We start from the raw sequence: 21,857 nt of genomic DNA on the forward strand, positions 1-21,857 counted from the left end.
AATCTCTACGATGGCGCAATTCTACTCTGCAAAACGGCGTGTGACGACGCGCCAGATCATAACCGTTACAGTCAATGACCTTGACCCTTTTGGTCAAGGCGTTGCGCGTCATCAGGGTAAAGCGCTGTTTGTCAGCGGCTTATTACCGCAAGAGCAGGCGGAAGTTGTCCTGGTCGAAGATAAAAAACAGTATGCCCGCGCACAGGTTAAACGCCGTCTTAGCGACAGCCCGCAACGACAAACACCGGGCTGCCCGCATTTTGGCGTCTGCGGAGGATGCCAGCAACAGCACGCCAGCATCGACCTGCAGCAACAGAGAAAACGCGCTGCACTTGCCAGGCTAATGAAACGCGATGTCGATGACATTATAGCCGCTTCACCCTGGGGCTACCGTCGCCGGGCGCGGCTGAGCTTGAATTATCAGCCAAAGACCCAACAATTACAGATAGGCTTCCGGAAGGCTAATTCTAACGAAATTGTCGATGTGGTGCAGTGCCCTGTTTTGGTGCCCGCTCTTGGTGCGTTATTGCCTGCCGTCCGTGAGTGTTTGTCGGGGCTGAAGGCGGCTCGTCAGCTTGGTCATGTCGAACTGGTGCTGGCGGATAACGGCCCGCTGATGGTATTGCGCCACACCGCCGCCCTTTCTGCGGCAGATAAAGAAAAACTGGAACGCTTTTCGCAATCTCACGGTCTTTCCCTGTATCTGGCACCGCAAAGCGAGATACTGGAGCATATTAGCGGGGAATCTCCCTGGTACACATCTGACGGTCTACGCTTAGTGTTCAGTCCGCGCGATTTCATCCAGGTGAACGACGGTGTGAACCAGTTAATGGTGCGCACGGCGCTGGAGTGGCTGGATCTTCAGCCAGAGGACCGGGTGCTGGACCTGTTTTGCGGAATGGGCAACTTTACTCTGCCGCTGGCGAAACGCGCGGCGCAGGTCGTCGGCGTTGAGGGGGTTCCCGCGCTGGTGGAAAAGGGCCGTGAAAACGCAGCGCTTAACGGGTTGCACAACGTGACGTTCTTTCATGAAAACCTGGAAGAGGATGTCACCCGCCAGGACTGGGCGAAACACGGTTTTGATAAAATTTTGCTCGACCCGGCGCGAGCCGGTGCTGCGGGCGTAATGTTACATATTATAAAGTTAGCCCCGCGCCGGGTGGTGTATGTTTCTTGTAACCCGGCGACGCTGGCGCGCGATAGCGACGTTTTATTACAGGCGGGATATACCATTCAACGCCTGGCGATGCTGGATATGTTCCCCCATACCGGGCATCTGGAATCAATGGTGTTGTTTGAGCATAAAGATTAGTTGAGGCTTGCCGACTTCGGCAGGCCGGTCCCTTAAGGAGAGGACAATGGTTGCGGTAAGAAGTGCACATCTAAATAAAGCTGGTGAATTTGACCCGAAGAAATGGATCGCGAGTCTGGGAATTTCCAGCCAGCAGTCGTGTGAACGCTTAGCCGAAACCTGGGATTACTGTCGAGAGAAAACGCAGGGACACCCGCAGGCAGATCTGCTGTTGTGGCGCGGCGTGGAGATGGTGGAGATTCTCTCCATGCTCAGCATGGATATCGACACGCTGCGGGCTGCGTTGCTTTTCCCGCTGGCGGACGGCAACGTCGTCAGCGAAGAAGTCATGCAGGAGAGCGTAGGTAAATCCGTCGTTACCCTCATTCACGGCGTGCGGGATATGGCCGCCATACGCCAGCTTAAAGCCACCCATACCGACTCGGTCTCTTCTGAACAGGTGGACAACATTCGCCGCATGCTACTGGCGATGGTCGATGATTTCCGCTGCGTGGTTATCAAACTTGCCGAGCGGATTGCCCATCTGCGTGAAGTGAAAGATGCGCCGGAAGATGAGCGCGTGCTGGCGGCGAAAGAGTGTACCAATATCTACGCGCCGCTGGCTAACCGCCTGGGGATCGGTCAGCTCAAGTGGGAGCTGGAAGATTACTGCTTCCGCTATCTGCATCCGGCGGAATACAAACGCATTGCTAAGTTGCTGCATGAACGGCGTATCGATCGTGAACATTACATCGACGAGTTTGTGGGCCATTTACGCTCGGAAATGAAAACCGAGGGCGTCAAAGCCGAAGTGTACGGGCGACCAAAACATATCTATAGCATCTGGCGCAAAATGCAGAAAAAGCATCTCGCGTTTGACGAGCTGTTTGATGTGCGTGCGGTGCGCATTGTCGCCGAGCGTTTGCAGGATTGTTATGCCGCGCTGGGCATTGTACATACTCACTACCGTCATCTGCCGGATGAGTTTGACGACTATGTTGCCAATCCGAAGCCCAATGGCTATCAGTCGATTCACACTGTGGTGCTGGGTCCCGGCGGCAAAACGATAGAAATTCAAATTCGTACTAAACAGATGCATGAAGATGCTGAGCTGGGCGTGGCTGCGCACTGGAAGTATAAAGAGGGCGCCAGCGCGGGGGCCAGCGGCGCGCGCGGTTACGAAGATCGCATTGCCTGGCTGCGTAAGCTGATCGCCTGGCAAGAAGAGATGGCGGATTCCGGCGAAATGCTGGATGAGGTTCGCAGCCAGGTCTTTGATGACCGGGTTTACGTCTTTACGCCAAAGGGCGACGTTGTGGATTTACCTGCTGGCTCAACGCCGCTTGATTTTGCCTACCATATTCACAGCGATGTCGGACACCGCTGCATTGGGGCGAAAATCAGCGGGCGCATCGTACCTTTTACCTATCAGCTGCAAATGGGTGACCAGATTGAAATCATCACCCAGAAACAGCCGAACCCGAGCCGCGACTGGCTGAACCCGAACCTTGGCTACGTCACGACCAGCCGTGGGCGTTCCAAAATTCATGCCTGGTTCCGCAAGCAGGATCGCGATAAGAATATTCTTGCCGGGCGGCAGATCCTCGACGACGAGCTCGAACATCTGGGTATCAGCCTGAAGGATGCGGAAAAACATCTGTTGCCGCGCTACAACTTTAACGAGCAGGACGAACTGCTGGCAGCGATTGGCGGCGGTGATATTCGTCTTAACCAAATGGTCAACTTCCTGCAAGCGCAGTTCAATAAACCGAGCGCCGAGGAGCAGGATGCCGCCGCGCTGAAACAGCTGCAGCAGAAAACCTATACGCCACAGAATAACCGCAGCAAAGATAACGGCCGGGTGGTGGTTGAGGGCGTTGGTAACCTGATGCACCATATTGCGCGCTGCTGTCAGCCGATTCCTGGCGATGAGATTGTCGGTTTTATTACTCAGGGACGTGGGATCTCGGTGCATCGTGCGGATTGTGATCAGCTTGCGGAATTACAATCACATGCCCCGGAGCGCATTGTGGACGCGGTGTGGGGCGAAAGCTACTCGGCGGGCTACTCGTTGGTCGTGCGTGTTCAGGCTAACGATCGTAGCGGCCTGCTGCGCGATATCACCACCATTCTTGCCAACGAGAAGGTCAACGTGCTGGGCGTTGCCAGCCGCAGTGATACCAAACAGCAGCTTGCCACAATCGATATGACCATTGAGATCTACAACCTGCAGGTGCTGGGCCGTGTGCTTGGCCGGTTGAATCAGGTACCGGATGTGATTGACGCCCGTCGTCTTCACGGCGGGTAAATTCCCCTTCCTGTAGCCGTAAACCGCTGCGTTGGATTCCAACGCAGCGGTTTTTTTTTGCCTTGCCGACGGTAACGATATGTTCACTGCAATAAATAATCTACTTTTTACATTCAGGTATTTTTGTATTTATTCTTAATTTCGATCATTTGCCTATAAATATATTCATGTTGAATGTTTGTGGTCGAATTAAAATCATTATTGATCTATCGGGTGAATGTATTTCAATTGAAAGATCTACTGATGCTATGTTAATTATTTTAAATTGAGTTAAATCAATAAAACCATTTTATTACATTGTGGCAACGTTTTTGTTGATGTATTTTCATTTTCACGAAATGACTAACACCAGTACACAATTAGAATTATTTAATAAAGGAATATCTTATGAAAAAGTCAATGATTGCAGCCGTCGTCCTGTCTTCACTGTTTACTGCGCAATATGCTTTAGCTGCTGATACTGAAGAAGGAACATTACAAATTAACGGCGTTGTTTTGCCGACAACCTGTAAATTTGTTGATGGGAATTCTCAGGCAACAATTACTATGGCCCCTGTAGGTAAAGCACAGTTTGCGGGATTAACGGCCGGGCAGTCCTATGTCGGGTATTCAAATGATGCGAACCAGGAATTAAAGCTGAAGTGTGAAGGCGATAAAGTTCCTCATATTTCATTTGTCACTACCGGATTTGATGATACCCACCCAACAATTACTGCGGCAACCGGCGGGGCAAGCGGTGTTGGTTATACGTTGAAGCTGAATGGTAATTCGGTTAATCCAAGAGAGGGTGTAAAATTAACGGCTAATACAGCCGGGGAATATGATCTTAACTTCTCCGCACAATATGCAATTACTACCGCGCCGGGTAATATACAGGCCGGTAACGTGAATTCTACCGTTGTTATGCAGGTTAACACCGACTAAAGAATTTAGCCGACGGCCAGGCCGTCGGCTCATTTCCCCCGCAGGAATCTCACCATGAAACGTCTAATCGCATTATTACTGGCAAGTATGATTATGCCTGCCTGGGGCGGCATTATTATTTACGGCACACGGGTGATTTATCCCGCACAGAAAAAGGATATTACGGTTCAGATACTAAATGATGATTCACGCAGTTCGCTGGTACAGGCATGGATTGATGATGGCGATGTCAGCATTCCGCCTGAAAAAATCAAGGTTCCATTTATGCTCACGCCTCCGGTTGTCCGCGTAGCTGGGGGGGCCGGACAACAGCTGAAAATTAAGAGTCTGGCTAATCATCTGGCGACCGATCGTGAAAGCCTGTTCTATCTTAACGTCCTTGATATACCGCCGAACTCTGCGGAAGGTGAGGGTAAAAATCGTATTAAATTTGCGATGCAAAATCGGATTAAATTAATTTATCGGCCGCAGGGTATTAGCGGGGTAGACAAAAAATCTTTTTCACGACTTAAGCTAAATTCGACCGCTGGCGGCATAAAGGTAAAAAATGAATCAGCCAACTGGATAGTTATTCCCACAATCGAAGGTAGCGGAAAGATAAACAATCAAACCTTATTATTGGCACCGCGCTCAGAGCAATTAGTCGCCGTGAAAATATTCGTCAGCCGCTATACCGTAACGTTGATTGATGACCATGGGAATTATTTAAGTGAGAAGGTTGACGTAAGAAAATAGCTCAAGGACTGATTATGCCAAAGATAAATATCCTCGCTATGGCTATTCTTTTCGCGCTTGCTGCCGGGCCAGCGTATGCTGAAAAAGAAAGCTTTGATACCCATTTTATGGTTGGTGGGTTTAATGGTGAAAAGGTTGATGAATACTGGTTTGATGAAACTAAACCTTTGCCTGGCGATTATGAACTGGATGTTTATTTAAACGATCAGTTTCGTGGGCGCTATGAGCTTCATTCATATTAAAGAGAATGTTGATGCAACCTGTTTGTCCCTGGCGCAAATAGAGGCGATGGGAATTATTACTAAAAATATTTCGGCTGCAAAAAAACAGGATTGTCTGCCATTAACGATAGCGGTACAGGGTGGTTCAGTACATTATGATATTGGCCAATTTAATCTTTTTCTGAGCGTGCCGCAGATCTATGTCCGGGAATATGAAGCAGGCTATATGCCGCCGGAAAGTTGGGATCGAGGCGTTAACGCATTGTTTACATCTTATTATGCCAGCCAGTACTACAGCGATTATAAAAACGGCGGTTACAGTAAAAATAGTTATCTCAACTTTAATAGCGGGCTGAATCTATTGGGCTGGCAGCTAAGGGCGACGACCAGTTTTACCCAGGCTAACGATGGTGCAGGGCAGTGGCATAGCAATACAGTCTATCTGGAGCGCGGTATCGCGGAAGTTCTTGGCACATTTCGCGCGGGAGATATGTATACCTCTTCCGATATGTTTGATTCTTTACGTTTTCGCGGCGTGCGCTGGTTTCGTGATATGCAAATGTTGCCGGATTCACAGCAAAATTTTACGCCAGTGGTGCGCGGTATTGCGCAGAGTAACGCCCTAGTCACCATCGAGCAAAATGGGTTTGTCGTTTATCAAAAAGAGGTGCCTCCCGGTCCTTTTGCGATTCAGGATCTGCATCTGTCCGGCGGCGGAGCCGATCTCGACGTCACGGTAAAAGAAGCGGATGGCTCGACCAGTCATTATTTGGTCCCCTATTCTTCGGTGCCGAATATGTTGCAGCCAGGGGTCACGAAGTACGATTTCGTCGCTGGCCGCAGTCATGTCGAAGGTGCCAGCAATCAAGCCGATTTTTTACAGGCTAGCTATCAGTATGGTCTGAATAACGTTCTGACCTTATATGGCGGGGTGATGGCGGCGGATCGTTATCATTCTGAAGTTATTGGCACCGGCTGGAATACGCCGATTGGCGCAGTGTCATTTGACGCCACCTTTTCCCATAGCAAACAGGATAATGGTGATGTCTTTGATGGGCAGAGCTATCAAATCGCCTGGAATAAATATATGCAGGCTACTGGCACCCATTTTGCACTGGCGGCCTGGCGCTACTCTTCGCGTGGGTTTCGTACCTTTAATGATTATATCTGGGCGAATAACAAGCAGGAATACCAGCGGGATATCAATGATGTCTACGATATTGGTGATTATTACGCTGAGGATTTTGGCCGTAAAAACAGTTTCTCAGTCAATGTGAGTCAAACGCTGCCGGATACCTGGGGATCTTTGGCGCTGAGCGGCTTGTGGCGCGATTACTGGCAACGCAGCGGCACTGGAAAAGACTATCAGTTTAGCTACAGCAATAGCTGGCGGCAAATAAGCTATACCCTTTCGGCCAGCCGTACGCAGAATGATGATGGCAATCATGACAATCGCCTCAACCTGTTTTTCTCTATCCCTTTCAACTGGGGAGACGGAATTACCACGCCACGTCGACATTTATCGCTAACTAACTCAACGACCTTTGAAGATAAATATCAATCGAATAACACCAGTCTTAGCGGGATTGTCGGCAACCGGGATCAGTTCAGCTATGGTGTTAATTTTAGCCAGCAACAACAGGGACATGAAACTGCTGTTGGCGGCAATCTGGGCTGGCGCACGCCATTTACCACCCTGAACGGCAGCCTCAGTCAGTCGAATAAATATAACCAGACCAGCGCCAGTATGCAGGGGGGAATCGTTGCCTGGTCCGGCGGGATTGAACTGAGCAATCAGCTTTCCGATACCTTTGCCATTGTACGTGCTCCGGGGTTAAAAGGCGCAGCGGTGCAGGGCCATCGTTATCTGACGACCGATAACCAGGGCAAAGCGATTTACAGCGGCTTAACGCCTTACCGGGAAAACTCGCTGACCCTTGATCTTTCGCATACTGATAGCGATGTGTCGCTATTAGGCAATCGGCGGTCGCTGGCACCGTATCGTGGGGCGGTTGTGCTGACGGAATTTGAAACCGATAGCCGTAAGCCGTGGTATTTGCGCGCCGAGCAGGCTAACGGCGATCCGTTGCCTTTTGGTCACGAAGTGATGAATGAGGCCGGGGAGTATATTGGCCTGGTGGGGCAGGGAAGCCTTTTATTTATGCGTGCGAACGAAATTCCACCGCAGATTCGCGTTGAGCTGGATAAGGCGCTGCAGCAGTTTTGCACCATCGCTCTTGAGAAGCATCTGGAAGATGGACGTGTTTACGTCTGCCGATAAGAGGATAGGGACATGATCAGAGTTTTAAATATATTTGGCGGCGTGCTGCTTCTCTTTTCAGGAATGTCTTTTGCAACCTGCAACTCGCCTGCTTCGCAAACTAGCCATTTCACGATCAACGTGGATGGCTCAACGACGCAATCGGCGATTCAGGTCAATTTTTCCGGGCTGTCATGTACCAACAATACCACCGTCAACTACCCCAGTTTTAGCGATGTGGTCATTGGTTTTAATGGTGGTGAGGATAAATTTAAACTGAAATTCGCCTGGCAAAGCGGTAACAGCGGTTCGCTGCAATCAAGCAATAACAGCATTAACATCGGCTTTACCGTGTCGGCGACTCGAGATACCGGAACCGCGACCTATACCAATAGCGGCAATACAGTGACGATTCCAGGCGCGGTGCTGGCCTCAACGGCTTCGAACAGCGATTATAATAGTGCCTGGACCGCTTTTATCTTGTGTATATTTAACCCCTCGCAATGGGGAACGTGCCGGGAAAGGTTCAGTCAGGCTCTGTATAAAGCAGGCGGCGCGTTTTCTTCCGATTTGGTGGTGACCTACAACCGTATCGCTACGACCTGTAAACCAGAAAACCTACAGCTGGATCTCACGGCGATTCCTGTTGGCAAAGTTCGCACTTACGGCGTGGTCAGTGAGGGCAGCGCTGCGGGTAATATCACCCTGAACTGTAACGCCAGCCAGACCAATCAGAAAGCGAACCGCACGGCGACGGTGTATCTGAAAAGCAGCACTTTACTGGACAGCGATCCTTCGATACTGCAGGCCAACGCGAATAACGGTGTTGGGTTTATCCTTGAAAACGGCTCCGGGCAGCGCATTGTTCTCGCTCGTGCTGGCGATGCCATCAATGAAGCGGTCACTAAGCTGGCTATTATCCCGAAGAGTACAACCACCACGCTTTCGGCAACGCTGCAAATCCCTGTCCGGGCTAAGTACTTTGTCTACGACCCAAATAAGAGTCGCTCGGGGACGTTATCCGCCACGGCGACGATTGTTGTGGAGCATCAATGACGTCGCTATGTTGTCGTTGGTATAGCAGGTAAAAAAAGCGCGGGTGCAATTTGACCCGTGTTTTTTTATCATTGTGCGCAGACATCGCTACCTTAATATTGCGCACTGGCGGGATGCCCGTGTACGGGACGTTCATTGATGAACCTGAGCTTCAGTTTTTTCGTGCTTTATCTCCTCTCCTCCCTCACGCTGATCGCCGTGCAAATCTGGCTATTTTTTGTTGTTTATTCACCTGCCTGGTCGTTGGTTTCTCATCTGATTTGTCGTGCTGGAAATGCCTTCGCAGTATTTTTTCAGTTTTTCGTGGCAGTCTCTGGAGAGTTTCCTTTTGGCATCCTCGTGTCGCAAACCCGCTACATTGATGACGTGGTACGCATGCTGGCGCTGATGTTTGTACTGTTACATGGCATAGTTTATGTTTTCGTAATACACGGCGGCTTGCCGAAACCCAGACGCGAATGGCGCGACTGATAATGTAAAGAGTTCAGAATGATGAATACGATAGTTAACAATGAGATGACCCGGCTGCTTGGCATAATGCAGCGCCTGCGCGACCCGGAAAGCGGCTGCCCGTGGGACAAAGAGCAGACTTTTGCCACCATCGCCCCCTATACCCTCGAAGAAACCTATGAAGTACTTGATGCTATTGCCCGGGAAGATTTCGACGATCTGCGCGGCGAGCTGGGCGATCTGCTATTCCAGGTCGTGTTCTATGCTCAGATGGCACAGGAAGAGGGGCGTTTTGATTTTAATGATGTTTGCGCCGCCATCAGCGACAAGCTGGAGCGCCGTCACCCGCATATTTTCGGCGATGCTTCAGCGGGTAACAGCAGCGAAGTACTGGCGCGTTGGGAACAAATTAAAAGCGCAGAGAGAGCCGAAAAGTCCCAGCACTCTGCACTGGACGATATTCCGCATAGCCTGCCCGCGCTGATGCGCGCGCATAAAATCCAGCGACGCTGCTCGGCAGTAGGTTTTGACTGGACTTCGCTTGGCCCGGTTTTGGACAAAGTGCACGAAGAGATTGATGAAGTCATGCACGAGGCGCAGCAGGCGGTGATTGATGAAGCTAAACTGGAGGAGGAAGTCGGCGACCTGCTGTTCGCGACGGTCAACTTATCCCGCCATTTAGGGGTGAAAGCCGAAGTTGCGCTGCAAAAAGCGAACCTCAAATTTGAGCGCCGTTTCCGTGAAGTTGAGCGGATTGTCGCCGCGCGGGGCCTGGAAATGACCGGTGTTGACCTCGATACCATGGAAGATGTGTGGCAAGAGGTAAAACGCCAGGAAACTGATCTCTAAAGGGTTTTCGTGATCAAGCGCTATTTGTGTGATTTTTTAAATAACAAGCGCTTGATTTACGTCAAAAACATTTCGCCGAAAGCGGCTATTTTCTCACTCCCTGCGTTGTGTGGGCCTGATGAAAAGGAGGGATAATGAAAGTTTGTGGCGTTAGTCATGATCGGGTATACTGCTTTCCCGTCTTGGTTATTCCATCGTCTTTTAAACCTAACTTCTCAGGTTCAGCATGACAACGAACTATATTTTTGTGACCGGCGGGGTCGTATCCTCTCTGGGTAAAGGCATTGCCGCAGCTTCCCTGGCAGCCATTCTTGAAGCCCGTGGGCTTAACGTGACCATGATGAAACTGGATCCGTACATCAACGTCGATCCAGGCACCATGAGCCCAATCCAACACGGGGAAGTGTTCGTTACTGAAGACGGCGCTGAAACCGATCTGGACCTTGGCCACTATGAGCGTTTCATTCGCACCAAAATGAGCCGCCGTAACAACTTCACTACGGGTCGTATCTACTCCGACGTTCTGCGTAAAGAGCGCCGTGGCGATTATCTGGGCGCAACCGTACAGGTTATTCCGCATATCACCAACGCTATTAAAGAGCGCGTGCTGGCGGGCGGCGAAGGCCATGATGTGGTGCTGGTTGAAATTGGTGGTACCGTCGGCGATATCGAGTCGCTGCCGTTCCTCGAAGCGATTCGCCAGCTGGCGGTGGATATCGGTCGTGAAAACGCACTGTTTATGCATTTGACTCTGGTGCCGTACCTGGCCGCTGCGGGTGAAGTCAAAACCAAGCCGACCCAGCACTCCGTTAAAGAACTGCTCTCCATCGGTATTCAGCCTGATATTCTGGTCTGCCGTTCCGATCGCGCTATTCCGGCGAACGAACGTGCCAAAATTGCATTGTTCTGCAATGTGCCAGAAAAAGCCGTTATTTCGATGAAAGACGTCGATTCTATTTATAAAATTCCAGGCCTGTTGAAATCTCAGGGGCTGGACGATTATATTTGTAAACGATTCAGCTTAAGCTGTCCGGAAGCGAACCTGGCCGAATGGGAACAGGTTATTTACGAAGAAGCCAATCCGGCAGGTGAAGTCACCATTGGTATGGTCGGCAAGTACATTGAACTGCCGGATGCCTACAAGTCGGTGATTGAAGCGCTCAAGCACGGTGGTCTGAAAAACCGCGTTACCGTCAACATCAAGCTGATCGATTCGCAAGATGTAGAAACGCGCGGCGTCGAAATTCTGAAAAATTTAGATGCTATCCTGATTCCTGGTGGCTTCGGCTATCGCGGGGTTGAAGGTAAGATTGCCACTGCGCGCTATGCACGTGAAAACAATATTCCATATCTGGGAATTTGCCTGGGTATGCAGGTTGCGCTGATTGAGTTCGCGCGCAACGTAGCGGGGATGGAAAACGCCAACTCCACGGAATTTGTGCCAGACTGTAAGTACCCGGTTGTGGCCCTTATTACCGAATGGCGTGATGAAGAAGGTAATGTCGAAGTCCGTTCTGATAAGAGCGACCTCGGCGGCACGATGCGCCTTGGAGCGCAGCAGTGCCAACTGGGTGACGATAGTCTGGTGCGCCAGCTGTACGGCGAACCAACCATTACCGAACGCCATCGCCACCGCTATGAAGTCAACAACATGCTGTTGAAACCGATTGAAAATGCGGGCCTGCGTATTGCGGGACGTTCCGGGGATGATCAGTTGGTCGAGATCATCGAGGTGCCGAATCATCCGTGGTTTGTTGCCTGTCAGTTCCATCCGGAGTTTACTTCGACGCCGCGTGATGGTCACCCGCTGTTTGCTGGCTTTGTGAAAGCCGCAGCCGAGTACCAGAAGCGTCAGGCGAAGTAAAAGAGTTAGAACGGCAATGCACCCATCCGGGTGCATTGTTTGTCTGGAGTTTTAGTTTAACTTGTACTGAGGAAAACCTAATGTCCAAAATCGTTAAAGTCATCGGTCGTGAAATCATCGACTCCCGTGGTAACCCGACTGTTGAAGCTGAAGTACACCTGGAAGGTGGTTTCGTCGGTATGGCAGCTGCTCCGTCAGGTGCTTCTACTGGTTCCCGCGAAGCGCTGGAACTGCGTGATGGCGACAAATCCCGTTTCATGGGTAAAGGCGTACTGAAAGCTGTTGGCGCGGTTAACGGCCCGATCGCTCAGGCAATCCTTGGCAAAGACGCCAAAGATCAGGCTGGCATCGACAAAATCATGATCGACCTGGACGGTACTGAAAACAAATCTAACTTCGGTGCGAACGCAATCCTGGCCGTATCTCTGGCTAACGCCAAAGCCGCTGCTGCTTCTAAAGGTCAGCCGCTGTATGAGCACATCGCTGAACTGAACGGCACCCCGGGCAAATACTCCATGCCGGTTCCGATGATGAACATCATCAACGGTGGCGAGCACGCAGACAACAACGTCGACATCCAGGAATTTATGATTCAGCCAGTTGGCGCTAAATCCCTGAAAGAAGCCGTACGTATGGGTTCTGAAGTGTTCCACAACCTGGCTAAAGTTCTGAAAGCTAAAGGTATGAACACTGCAGTTGGTGACGAAGGCGGCTACGCGCCGAACCTGGGTTCCAACGCTGAAGCACTGGCTGTTATCGCTGAAGCTGTTAAAGCTGCTGGCTACGAGCTGGGCACCGACATCACCCTGGCGATGGACTGTGCAGCTTCCGAATTCTACAAAGACGGTAAATACGTTCTGGCTGGCGAAGGCAACAAAGCGTTCACCTCTGAAGAATTCACTCACTTCCTGGAAGACCTGACCAAACAGTATCCGATCGTGTCTATCGAAGACGGTCTGGACGAATCTGATTGGGATGGTTTCGCATACCAGACTAAAGTACTGGGCGACAAAATCCAGCTGGTTGGTGACGATCTGTTCGTAACCAACACCAAGATCCTGAAAGAAGGTATCGACAAAGGCATCGTTAACTCCATCCTGATCAAATTCAACCAGATCGGTTCTCTGACCGAAACTCTGGCTGCGATCAAAATGGCGAAAGACGCTGGCTACACTGCCGTTATCTCTCACCGTTCAGGCGAAACTGAAGACGCTACCATTGCTGACCTGGCTGTTGGTACCGCTGCAGGCCAGATCAAAACCGGTTCTATGAGCCGTTCTGACCGCGTTGCTAAATACAACCAGCTGATTCGTATCGAAGAAGCTCTGGGCGAAAAAGCACCGTACAATGGTCGTAAAGAGATCAAAGGCCAGGCATAAGCCTGTCTTTATCTGATATGAAAATGCCAGCCTTCAGGCTGGCATTTTTTTGCCTTTACAAAAGCAGCTACTTAAAATCTACCGCCATTTGCTGCGGAATAGAAAGCCCGCGCGTGGTCTGCACGCAGCGGTCGATATAATCGGTAAAGCGCGGCGGTTTTGGCATCCCCATACTCAGCAGCTTGTCGTTACTGAATCGCACGTTAAGCGTGGCGAACGCGCCGTACAAACGCATAGCTTTTAGCATCAGACGCTCGTTGCAGGGGCCAAAGATATCCTTCAGCTCGCGGCGCATTTTAACCAGCGTCTCATAGCTGACCTGGGCGTATTTATTGCCAACCGGAGCCTGTTCCAACGCCGATGCCATAGCGCTGTCGATATCCGCAAATCTCACGCTATTTTCTTCACCTGCCGAAATGTGCACTATCTCTCCGCGAGCAAGCGGGCTGTTGAGCAGCATCAGCAGCGCATCGGCGCAGTAATCGACGGGGATAACGTCAATGCGGTCTTCCATCGAACACATAAATTTTTGTAGCATCAGACCCATGCTGAATACCCAGAAGATGCTGCTGGAAGGCTGACAGCCGTGATGAGTGTGACCAACCACAATCGAGGGGCGGGCAATAACCAGTGGCAGCGTTGGGCACTCCTGTTGCATCAGGCGTTCTATGGTTGATTTAGAGTGGGTGTACTCGACCAGATGCTCGGCGCGTTCACGGAACTCTGCGTTTTCCGACACCAGTGAATCCTGTTCAGGTGAACACGACATTGCCGTGCCTACATGCAGGAAGCGCTGAAGGCTGATGACATGCGCCATTCTCCGGACAAACTTAAGCGTTCCCTCGACATTCACTTTCCAGATGAGCGGGTTGTTGCCAAAGGAGGCGACGGCGGCGCAGTTGATAACGTGAGTGACCTGATCCAGGCGAGGGTCGGTAAGAAATACTTCCGGATCCGCCAAATCACCCAGCAGAATGCTCCGTGAATTCAGTGCTGCCAGCTTCTCTTCTGCAATATTGAATTTACGCAGGTTTTCCTTTACCCGTTCAAGTGCGGCTGCATCATCATTGGCGCGAACAAGCAGTAGCAGATTAAATCTATTTTCCTGATTAAGAATATTTTCTAAAACTGCCCCGCCCAGAAATCCGGTCACGCCTGTGATTAACAATGTATTCATGAGTTCAATCTCGTCATGGTTGGTTTACGGATTCTAGGTGCAGGGGATTAAACGGAAGGTAAATGAAAAATTAGATGTTTTTCAGTGTGTTAAGCTTATCTTAAGCTTGCGTGATTCAGTGGATCAAGTTGGACTTCGGGTAATGACAATAAATTCATAATTTCATGTATCAATTTGTATAATAGTGATATGTAAGCTTTTTTATTTTTGAGGTATTTATTTCTATTTCTGTTTTTTTTAATATTTTGTTACATCAAAAATAAAACTATATTAAATTTGTTGTCAGTAATAACTATTACTCAGCTAATTAGGCTCTGGATTAACCATGCAATGTATTTAACATGTTTCTACTGCCTTTCCTTAAATGTATGAGTAATGTATGACAACGTTTCTTCTGGAAGGCGCATACCGATATCGTGGAAATCCTCCCTGGTGGTTCGGCGTATTTTTCGTATCTTTTGTTGTTATCCGATGATATGCAGAAATTTCAACTTTGGTACAGAAAGTACACTATTTTGGTAAGCTTCACGAGAATATGAGTGTCTGATTTTTTATCATTTAAAATAATGTGGTTAGATGCTATTCAATAATGCATGTTTGTAATGATTACGTTGGTAGAGTGTTGTCTTGTAAAAATAGTATTATAAAAAAGGGTATATATTTAGGTGTTCCCCGCGCCAGCGGGGTGTCATATTTAGTGGGGTAGCAGCATACCCGGGTATTAAAAGGACTGTTTCATCAGGTCGCGTAGTACCACGATATTCATTACCACCATTCCCACAATAATCATTATCCTGATGAATTTTCTACCGTTTGTAACATATGAGACAAAGTCGTCGAGAGATACATTGCGAAAGCTCATACGTTTTCGCTGCCAGACCTTATAATCCCATCGGAGATCCTTTCTCTCGGGAGTGGGGTTGATTAAGCTATAAATACAAAAGTAAATAAGTACATCAAAAGCGATAAGCGATATCAGCATCGCCAGAACAGGCGTTCCCCAATGATTCGCGCCCATATCCTTGATCAGATAAATACTGGCAGCAAAATAGAGTGCACCGAAAATAAACTTACATAGCCTGGGGTGCTGGGCTAAAAAATGATTAATATGCATTTGTTGCTCCTGAATAAGACATGACTACCAGCGCCCGGATGCACCGCCTCCCCCTGAAGAGCCGCCGCCACCGCGAAAACTACCGCCGGACGATGAGCCTCCGCCCCCTCCGGATTTAAAGCCACCGCCGAGAACAATGACGACAATCGCCAGGACTGCGATGATAAATTCTACGAACCGACTCGCGGCATTTGCTAACCATTCGGTATCCAGGTAGAGGGCAAGGATAATTAATGCGACTACGATGAACAGCACGACGCCCGCTATTTTTTTTCTGCTTTTGGACTTTTCAATTAAATCGGAAGTGGGTGACGATGCATGAGATTTTTTTCCTGCCCTGGAGGGGTTCTTCTTTTTTTTGCCCTTCACGACATCGCTTATTGACGCGATTATTATGCGGCCGTTAACGAAAATATTACGTAGACACGATAACAATGGCATAAATATCAACAGGCTGAAACTAATGTTCCCAATCTGTCGCATGATAGCGTCTTCTCGAAGAACGAAGGACCACATACACATTGTGACCAGTGAAATCGCGGCAATAATCGTTTTGCTACAGCCGAATCGGTACAAGGCGACGATGATAACCATCATCAGCAGCGTGAAGGTGAAGCAGGGGAGGGTCAGCTTCGGCTTAGCGAGCAAATGATCTGCTAATGCTTCAAAGATGTCGCCCCCGATCTCAGTCTGGCGAGTGGGCATTTGTTCTGCCGCCGCCAACGTACTGGTGAGATCGGAAATTGGCGGCGTTTGGTCAGCAAACGCAGGCAATCCGCACAGCGCCAGCAATAAAAGAAGAATACGCATTATGATTCCCTTGCGTGGAGTAATGTTACCAGCGCCCGGACGCGCCACCGCCGCCTGAAGACCCGCCGCCGCCGCGAAAATTATCACGCGATGAGCGGCGAGTACGAACGCCGCTACGGCCTGAAGATCTACCGTTCTTTTGTTCTTTCGCGGTGTTTGATGCCCGGACTATTTTCCTGAAAGCTTTTCCGGCGGCAGTCGGCGTTAGCATAAGAATCAAAAACACAATAAACGGCGTGGCGAAGCCAAGCAGGGCGAACAGTTTTCCCCAGCCAGCGGCATGGCCTGAAATGGGCAGCGCAAATGCCAGGACTATGGCTGTTAGACAAATCAGTCCCAGGGTTTTGAGGCCACTTTTTATGGCGATGCTCAGCAATACCACGGTCCAAATGAGCAGCGCCCAGCCCCCATTGAACGGCATGGGCTTGTTCGCAGGGACGATCGAAACTGCGTTTGCTGGCTGCTGTTCACCGTTGGCGAGGCGTTCCCCAATAGCGGCAACCCCTTGCTGCAGTCCCACCATCAGGTCGCCGTTTTTAAACGCTGGAATAATCTTCTGACGGATGATTTGCCCAGCCTGCGCATCGGTCAGGGTACCTTCCAACCCGTATCCCACTTCGATACGGACCGTATGATCCTGCCAGGCGACCAGCAGTAAAATGCCATCATCGCGCTTTTGGTCGCCCAGTTTCCAGGCGTCAAAAACCCGCGTGGTATATTGCTCAATGGTCTCTTCGCCGCTAGTCGGGACCACCAGAATGGCCACCTGGCCGGGTATCGCGCGAACCTCTTGTGTCAGAACGTTGGTCTGCGCTTCGCTGAGCGTGTGGGTTAAATCCGTCACCTGATAGCGCAATTCCGGAACAGGAACAGCGAGTGATTGAAAGCTAAAGAAAATCAATAAAAATACGATGACGCGCACGGCTTAACCTCCTGTTAATGCTGGCTGAAATCAACAGTCGGCGCTTTGCTGATGGTCGCAACGTCATCCGGCAGATAATTCTTCTTCGGCTGGTAATCAATAACCTTCGCCGTCATGACGGCAGGGAATTGGCGGATGGTGACGTTATATTTTTCAATCGCTTTAATATAACGACCGCGGGCGACAACAATGCGGTTTTCGCTGCCTTCCAGTTGAGTCATCAGATCCTTATATAACTCTTGTGCTTTTAATTCAGGATAACGTTCGCTGATAATGGTTAATTGCCCAAGCGAGCGGGTTAATTGTCTTTGTGCCTGCTGCCAGTCAGCTAATTTTTGCGCATCATCGGGTGCCTGCTGTAGTTTGCCGCTGGCAAGATTAGCCTGAGCACGAGCCAGCGTCACCGCTTCCAGTACCTCACTTTCATGGCTGGCGTAACCCTTAACGCTGGCAACAAGGTTGGGGATAAGGTCTGCGCGGCGCTGGTACTGGTTAAGAACCTCCGACCAGGCTGAGTTGGTTTGTTCATCGTAGGCCTGGATGTCGTTATAGCCGCAGCCGGATAAATTCACTATAAATATAAAAATAATAAATATTCTGAGCATGTCATATCCTTTTGAATTATTGCTCCCTCAGCATATATTAAGCATGATTGGTTATGATTTTATCTAATTATTTTCTGAATTTTAGCCAGTAATTATTTAAATGAAACACTCTGTAAAGCATTTTATTGTGTCCGAGGGAAAGCAAAGCAGTTTTGCCTGATTATGCACGATCTGCGATAATGCGCGCTCACAACCCCAGACAGAGATGATTATGCAGTACCCGATTAACGAGATGTTCCAGACCTTGCAAGGCGAGGGTTACTTCACCGGCGTTCCCGCCATTTTTATTCGTCTACAGGGATGCCCGGTAGGCTGCGCCTGGTGCGATACCAAACATACCTGGGATAAGCTTGCCGATCGGGAAGTGTCGCTGTTCAGCATTCTGGCAAAAACCAAAGAGAGCGATAAGTGGGGTCCGGCAAGCGGCGAGGATCTGCTGGCGATCATCGGGCGTCAGGGTTGGACTGCCCGCCACGTGGTGATTACGGGCGGTGAGCCCTGCATTCATGATTTAACGCCATTAACCTTGCTGCTGGAGCAAAACGGGTTTAGCTGTCAGATAGAAACCAGCGGCACGCACGAGGTGCGCTGTACGCCCCATACCTGGGTGACGGTATCGCCAAAGGTGAATATGCGCGGCGGCTATGATGTGCTGTCTCAGGCGCTACAGCGAGCGGATGAAATTAAACATCCGGTTGGACGCGTACGCGATATCGAAGCGCTGGATGAACTGCTGGAAACGCTGGCTGACGACAAACCACGGATTATTGCGCTGCAACCCATCAGCCAAAAGGACGATGCGACCCGCCTGTGCATCGAAACCTGTATCGCCCGCAACTGGCGTCTCTCCATGCAGACGCATAAGTATTTGAATATTGCTTAGATATTTCGCCGGGTAGATATCATCCGCCCGGCGTACTCATTACGCGTTCGACCAGCTTTGAATCGCGTCGACGTTATCCAGATTGCCATGGGTAACTTCGTATGATTTTTTCAAAATCACATCGGTGTGTTGAGTTAAATCCCTGAAGATCCCCTTATTCAATGCCTCGTACCGGCTGGCATTGTTCTCAATCGGCATAAACACATCTTTTACCCGGACCATGTTTTCAATCGCCTTCTCATAAGAGGGATATAAGCCCAGTGCAACCGCCGTGTTGATTGCCGCCCCCAGGCTCGCGCAGCCGTTAATGGCGTTGCGTCTGGCCGGCAGGTTGAACACATCGGCAAAGATTTGCATAAACAGGTCGCTGTTCGAACCACCGCCGGTAATGATGATATGTTTGGCGAAGTGGTTCATTTCATTGCACATATTGTCGTAGTTATTTTTCAACGTCAGAGCAACGCTCTCCAGAATAGAGCGGTAAATCCACGCGTAATCCATGCTGGAGTCAAAGCCGATCATGATGCCGCGTTTGTAGGGCTCCCAGGGATTGGTCAGCCAGTCCAGCACGGTCATCAGACCGTTGCAGCCCGGAGGCACGACGGAGGCTTTTTTATTGAGCAAGTCTTCCGGCGACAGACCCTGCGCCTGAGCATCCTGGATTAAGGACTCACCCAGCATGTCCCGTAGCCAGCTAACCGTCCACATCCCCTTGCGAATGCCATATCCTTCGTACAGCAGGGTTTCAGGAATGGAAGACATGATTGGCCAATAGGCGACGGGGTCTTTCGGCAACGCTTTGCCGTTCATCATTAGGGCGATATAGGTACCCAATGAGATCACCGCCGTTTCGTCATCCAGTAACCCTGCACCGAGCGCTTCAACCGGTTTGTCGCTGGTAGTGCAGATAACCGGCAGCCCAGCCGGGAAGCCGGTGGAGAGAGCAGCCTGCTCGGTAAGATGGCCTAAGATGGTGCCCGGCATCTGCACATCGAACAGCATCTTGCGCGGAATATTAAACTTCTTCACCACCTCGTCGTCGTCGCTCCACGCCCAGGTTTTATAATCCACCGGCCATTGACCAAAGTAGTTAGCGATGTTGTCTTTGAACTCGCCGGTTAAGCGGTGCGACAAATAGCCTGAAAACGAAGTAACCCAGGCAACATTGGGATTGGTATGCTCATAGGGCCGGGTGACGCGGGCGTCCTGCCAGCTAATAAGCGGCTCGGCGGGCGTACCGTCGGCTTTCAGTAACGCGCGGCAGCAGCGGATGGAGCCCAGTCCAATGCCGACAATATCTTCTCTATGTCCGGCGAATTGACTCATCAAGTCCTTTCCGGCGAAACATAAAGAGGTCCATAAATCGTCGTCAGGGTGCTCAGCCGTATCGGCATCCGGGGTGTGCATCGGCTGCAACAAGCCTTTTCCCTCGCAGACCACGTTTCCCTGCAGATCGTACATCACGACCTTGGTACTCTGGCTTCCGCCATCAATTCCAATGATGTATTTCTTTGACATTATTATTCTCCTTTAAATTTTCACCATCACTCGCCAGTAGCGTTAGCGGCCAGCGATGTTTCGTTTTCTGGTGTGACATCGGCGCTACGTATTTTTCTGAACAACAGGAAGGTAAAGAGGATCACCATGCATAGTGCGACTAAGCCCATCAACCACATATTGCGGTAGGCTTCTGTCGGGGGCAGGGTGTCCTGCCAGTGGCCGATAATCGGATAGACAAAAACATCGGGCAGGAAGCCAATGACCGAGCAGATACCGACGGTGGTTCCCATGATGTAATTTGGCGTTCTCGCTTCGCCAGGGCAGGCCCAATAGAGCCCGCGTGAGGCATAGCAGGTGAAGCCCAGCAGCAGAATCAGGCCGATACCCATGGCAACGGATTGTGGGTTTGAGTTGGTTGCCAACAGCGCGATCAGCGCTACGACTCCAACAATTGACAGTAATTGAATGACCCGGGTCGGCGATTTTACTTTGCTATAAGTCGTGATAATGCCGCCCAGCGGGCCGCAGAAGGCGCGGAAGATCTTGTTGATCACAATTCCCATATAGCTCGCGGCCACCAGCGACATACCGTACATTTCCGTCAGATAGTTGGTGGAGTAGCTGAGAATGGCGTAGATAGTAAAGACGCCAAAAATCACCATGCTGCAGTACCAGGTGGTGCTAATACGCAGAACGGCGAGAATATCGCTGAGCTGGAACGCTTTTTTCTCTTCTTTTTCCGCATTGCTGTGCTGAGGAGCGTCACTAACGAAGAACCAGCACAATATTCCCAACAGGATATAGACCACGCTGTAGATGATGATGACCGTCTTCAGGCTGTTGCTGTCATCAGGCTCGAAGCGGGAAAATGCCCACATGGTAAATACCGCCAGCGACATCACGCCGACGCCGCGCAGCCCCTCCATCCAGCCCATGATTTTCCCCTGCTCGCTATGATCGCCAAGCAGAGAGGCCGCTTTAATTGACACTGACCACAGCATCAGAATAGTGGTTATAGCAAAGGCGACCTGAATACAAAGCATGACCCACAGCGGCGGATAAGTCGCCATTAATAAACCCAGTAGTCCGGTAACAATCATCGCTGAAGTAATCATTTTGCGATGGGAGAATTTATCGGCAATAACCCCGCTGGGCGCGTAAAGAATAATGGCGGCAATACCGAATGTGCTCATTATTAAGCCGATCTCGGTATTGCTAAATCCCATAAACTTAGCCATTGGAATTTGATAGATATAGCGTAAATAGGCAAGGTCGAAACTGACGCCACCGCTGAAACTAATAATGGCAAGCGTTATCCAACGGCGATATGAGGTTTGTTGCATATCGTAATCTCATTTTGTATAGACGAAAAAAAGAGAAAAGTAAACCCGCCTTGTTCAGGTGGATTACTTTTCTCAGGTCTCTAGTAATTGTGACTAGAAATAGCATGTCAGCGTGACATTTAGTGTGAGAATAATCACGATTCGTAGTTTTACGCTCGATTGTGAA

17 protein-coding genes and 1 pseudogene are annotated in these 21,857 nt (G+C 50.1%); 11 read left to right on the top strand and 7 right to left on the bottom strand.

What is annotated here, in order from left to right:
• Positions 1–10 precede the first annotated feature (10 nt).
• The 10 genes and pseudogenes from rlmD to eno all read left to right on the top strand — a co-directional run bounded on the left by rlmD (position 11) and on the right by eno (position 13,337).
• On the top strand, positions 11–1,312 hold the full coding sequence (gene rlmD / locus AC07P6_RS06010; protein ID WP_478315838.1) for a 23S rRNA (uracil(1939)-C(5))-methyltransferase RlmD: 1,302 nt from the start codon (positions 11–13) through the stop codon (positions 1,310–1,312).
• Between the two features lie 46 nt (positions 1,313–1,358).
• Positions 1,359–3,599 carry a GTP diphosphokinase gene (relA, locus tag AC07P6_RS06015; RefSeq protein ID WP_112213882.1) on the top strand — a complete coding sequence of 747 codons (2,241 nt, stop codon included), beginning with the start codon at positions 1,359–1,361 and terminating at the stop codon, positions 3,597–3,599.
• A gap of 387 nt (positions 3,600–3,986) precedes the next feature.
• The gene (gene yehD, locus AC07P6_RS06020) at positions 3,987–4,523 is read left to right on the top strand and encodes a fimbrial protein YehD (RefSeq protein WP_478315839.1); all 537 of its coding nucleotides are present in this window, start codon (positions 3,987–3,989) and stop codon (positions 4,521–4,523) included.
• Positions 4,524–4,577: 54 nt separating this feature from the next.
• On the top strand, positions 4,578–5,258 hold the full coding sequence (locus AC07P6_RS06025; RefSeq protein WP_478315840.1) for a fimbrial assembly chaperone: 681 nt from the start codon (positions 4,578–4,580) through the stop codon (positions 5,256–5,258).
• 14 nt (positions 5,259–5,272) lie between these two features.
• Positions 5,273–7,760: pseudogene (locus AC07P6_RS06030) on the top strand (fimbrial biogenesis outer membrane usher protein).
• 12 nt (positions 7,761–7,772) lie between these two features.
• Positions 7,773–8,795, top strand: coding sequence for a fimbrial protein (locus tag AC07P6_RS06035; protein WP_478315841.1), 1,023 nt, complete (start codon positions 7,773–7,775; stop codon positions 8,793–8,795).
• Positions 8,796–8,933: 138 nt separating this feature from the next.
• A complete protein-coding gene (locus tag AC07P6_RS06040) occupies positions 8,934–9,266 on the top strand; it encodes a hypothetical protein (protein WP_478315842.1) in 333 nt (110 codons plus the stop codon).
• Between the two features lie 21 nt (positions 9,267–9,287).
• Entirely contained in the window at positions 9,288–10,094 is an 807-nt protein-coding gene (mazG, locus tag AC07P6_RS06045; protein ID WP_434663967.1) for a nucleoside triphosphate pyrophosphohydrolase, read from the top strand.
• 226 nt (positions 10,095–10,320) lie between these two features.
• Positions 10,321–11,958, top strand: coding sequence for a glutamine hydrolyzing CTP synthase (gene pyrG, locus AC07P6_RS06050; protein WP_182234552.1), 1,638 nt, complete (start codon positions 10,321–10,323; stop codon positions 11,956–11,958).
• An 80-nt stretch (positions 11,959–12,038) separates the two neighbouring features.
• Complete coding sequence (eno, locus tag AC07P6_RS06055; RefSeq protein WP_110275870.1) at positions 12,039–13,337, top strand: phosphopyruvate hydratase; 1,299 nt, start codon at positions 12,039–12,041, stop codon at positions 13,335–13,337.
• Positions 13,338–13,404: 67 nt separating this feature from the next.
• Here eno and AC07P6_RS06060 read toward each other — a convergent pair whose 3' ends face one another.
• The 5 genes from AC07P6_RS06060 to AC07P6_RS06080 all read right to left on the bottom strand — a co-directional run bounded on the left by AC07P6_RS06060 (position 13,405) and on the right by AC07P6_RS06080 (position 17,965).
• Positions 13,405–14,514: an SDR family oxidoreductase gene (locus AC07P6_RS06060; RefSeq protein WP_478315844.1), complete on the bottom strand. Its 1,110-nt coding sequence runs from the start codon at positions 14,512–14,514 to the stop codon at positions 13,405–13,407.
• A 721-nt stretch (positions 14,515–15,235) separates the two neighbouring features.
• A complete protein-coding gene (locus AC07P6_RS06065) occupies positions 15,236–15,628 on the bottom strand; it encodes a hypothetical protein (RefSeq protein ID WP_228727441.1) in 393 nt (130 codons plus the stop codon).
• Positions 15,629–15,652: 24 nt separating this feature from the next.
• Positions 15,653–16,438, bottom strand: coding sequence for a hypothetical protein (locus tag AC07P6_RS06070; RefSeq protein WP_478315846.1), 786 nt, complete (start codon positions 16,436–16,438; stop codon positions 15,653–15,655).
• Between the two features lie 25 nt (positions 16,439–16,463).
• Positions 16,464–17,360 carry a TPM domain-containing protein gene (locus AC07P6_RS06075; RefSeq protein WP_478315848.1) on the bottom strand — a complete coding sequence of 299 codons (897 nt, stop codon included), beginning with the start codon at positions 17,358–17,360 and terminating at the stop codon, positions 16,464–16,466.
• A 14-nt stretch (positions 17,361–17,374) separates the two neighbouring features.
• Positions 17,375–17,965: a LemA family protein gene (locus tag AC07P6_RS06080; RefSeq protein ID WP_478315849.1), complete on the bottom strand. Its 591-nt coding sequence runs from the start codon at positions 17,963–17,965 to the stop codon at positions 17,375–17,377.
• Between the two features lie 211 nt (positions 17,966–18,176).
• On the opposite strand from AC07P6_RS06080, the gene queE reads away from it, so the two are divergent.
• Positions 18,177–18,848: a 7-carboxy-7-deazaguanine synthase QueE gene (queE, locus tag AC07P6_RS06085; protein WP_434661794.1), complete on the top strand. Its 672-nt coding sequence runs from the start codon at positions 18,177–18,179 to the stop codon at positions 18,846–18,848.
• 39 nt (positions 18,849–18,887) lie between these two features.
• Here the strand turns inward: queE and AC07P6_RS06090 are convergent, their stop codons facing one another.
• Both AC07P6_RS06090 and AC07P6_RS06095 read right to left on the bottom strand, forming a co-directional pair.
• The gene (locus tag AC07P6_RS06090; protein WP_478315851.1) at positions 18,888–20,366 is read right to left on the bottom strand and encodes an FGGY-family carbohydrate kinase; all 1,479 of its coding nucleotides are present in this window, start codon (positions 20,364–20,366) and stop codon (positions 18,888–18,890) included.
• 26 nt (positions 20,367–20,392) lie between these two features.
• Positions 20,393–21,691, bottom strand: a complete 1,299-nt coding sequence (locus tag AC07P6_RS06095) for an MFS transporter (protein ID WP_478315853.1) — start codon at positions 21,689–21,691, stop codon at positions 20,393–20,395.
• Between the last annotated feature and the right edge of the window lie 166 nt (positions 21,692–21,857).

It is taken from the genome of Klebsiella sp. GFKo11, assembly GCF_056490265.1.

What these genes read in the sequence shown, in the direction of transcription:
- rlmD (WP_478315838.1), top strand. Translation starts at nt 11, where the DNA reads ATGGCGCAATTCTACTCTGCAAAACGGCGTGTGACGACGCGCCAGATC.
- relA (WP_112213882.1), top strand. Translation starts at nt 1,359, where the DNA reads ATGGTTGCGGTAAGAAGTGCACATCTAAATAAAGCTGGTGAATTTGAC.
- yehD (WP_478315839.1), top strand. Translation starts at nt 3,987, where the DNA reads ATGAAAAAGTCAATGATTGCAGCCGTCGTCCTGTCTTCACTGTTTACT.
- AC07P6_RS06025 (WP_478315840.1), top strand. Translation starts at nt 4,578, where the DNA reads ATGAAACGTCTAATCGCATTATTACTGGCAAGTATGATTATGCCTGCC.
- AC07P6_RS06035 (WP_478315841.1), top strand. Translation starts at nt 7,773, where the DNA reads ATGATCAGAGTTTTAAATATATTTGGCGGCGTGCTGCTTCTCTTTTCA.
- AC07P6_RS06040 (WP_478315842.1), top strand. Translation starts at nt 8,934, where the DNA reads ATGAACCTGAGCTTCAGTTTTTTCGTGCTTTATCTCCTCTCCTCCCTC.
- mazG (WP_434663967.1), top strand. Translation starts at nt 9,288, where the DNA reads ATGAATACGATAGTTAACAATGAGATGACCCGGCTGCTTGGCATAATG.
- pyrG (WP_182234552.1), top strand. Translation starts at nt 10,321, where the DNA reads ATGACAACGAACTATATTTTTGTGACCGGCGGGGTCGTATCCTCTCTG.
- eno (WP_110275870.1), top strand. Translation starts at nt 12,039, where the DNA reads ATGTCCAAAATCGTTAAAGTCATCGGTCGTGAAATCATCGACTCCCGT.
- AC07P6_RS06060 (WP_478315844.1), bottom strand. Translation starts at nt 14,514, where the DNA reads ATGAATACATTGTTAATCACAGGCGTGACCGGATTTCTGGGCGGGGCA.
- AC07P6_RS06065 (WP_228727441.1), bottom strand. Translation starts at nt 15,628, where the DNA reads ATGCATATTAATCATTTTTTAGCCCAGCACCCCAGGCTATGTAAGTTT.
- AC07P6_RS06070 (WP_478315846.1), bottom strand. Translation starts at nt 16,438, where the DNA reads ATGCGTATTCTTCTTTTATTGCTGGCGCTGTGCGGATTGCCTGCGTTT.
- AC07P6_RS06080 (WP_478315849.1), bottom strand. Translation starts at nt 17,965, where the DNA reads ATGCTCAGAATATTTATTATTTTTATATTTATAGTGAATTTATCCGGC.
- queE (WP_434661794.1), top strand. Translation starts at nt 18,177, where the DNA reads ATGCAGTACCCGATTAACGAGATGTTCCAGACCTTGCAAGGCGAGGGT.
- AC07P6_RS06090 (WP_478315851.1), bottom strand. Translation starts at nt 20,366, where the DNA reads ATGTCAAAGAAATACATCATTGGAATTGATGGCGGAAGCCAGAGTACC.
- AC07P6_RS06095 (WP_478315853.1), bottom strand. Translation starts at nt 21,691, where the DNA reads ATGCAACAAACCTCATATCGCCGTTGGATAACGCTTGCCATTATTAGT.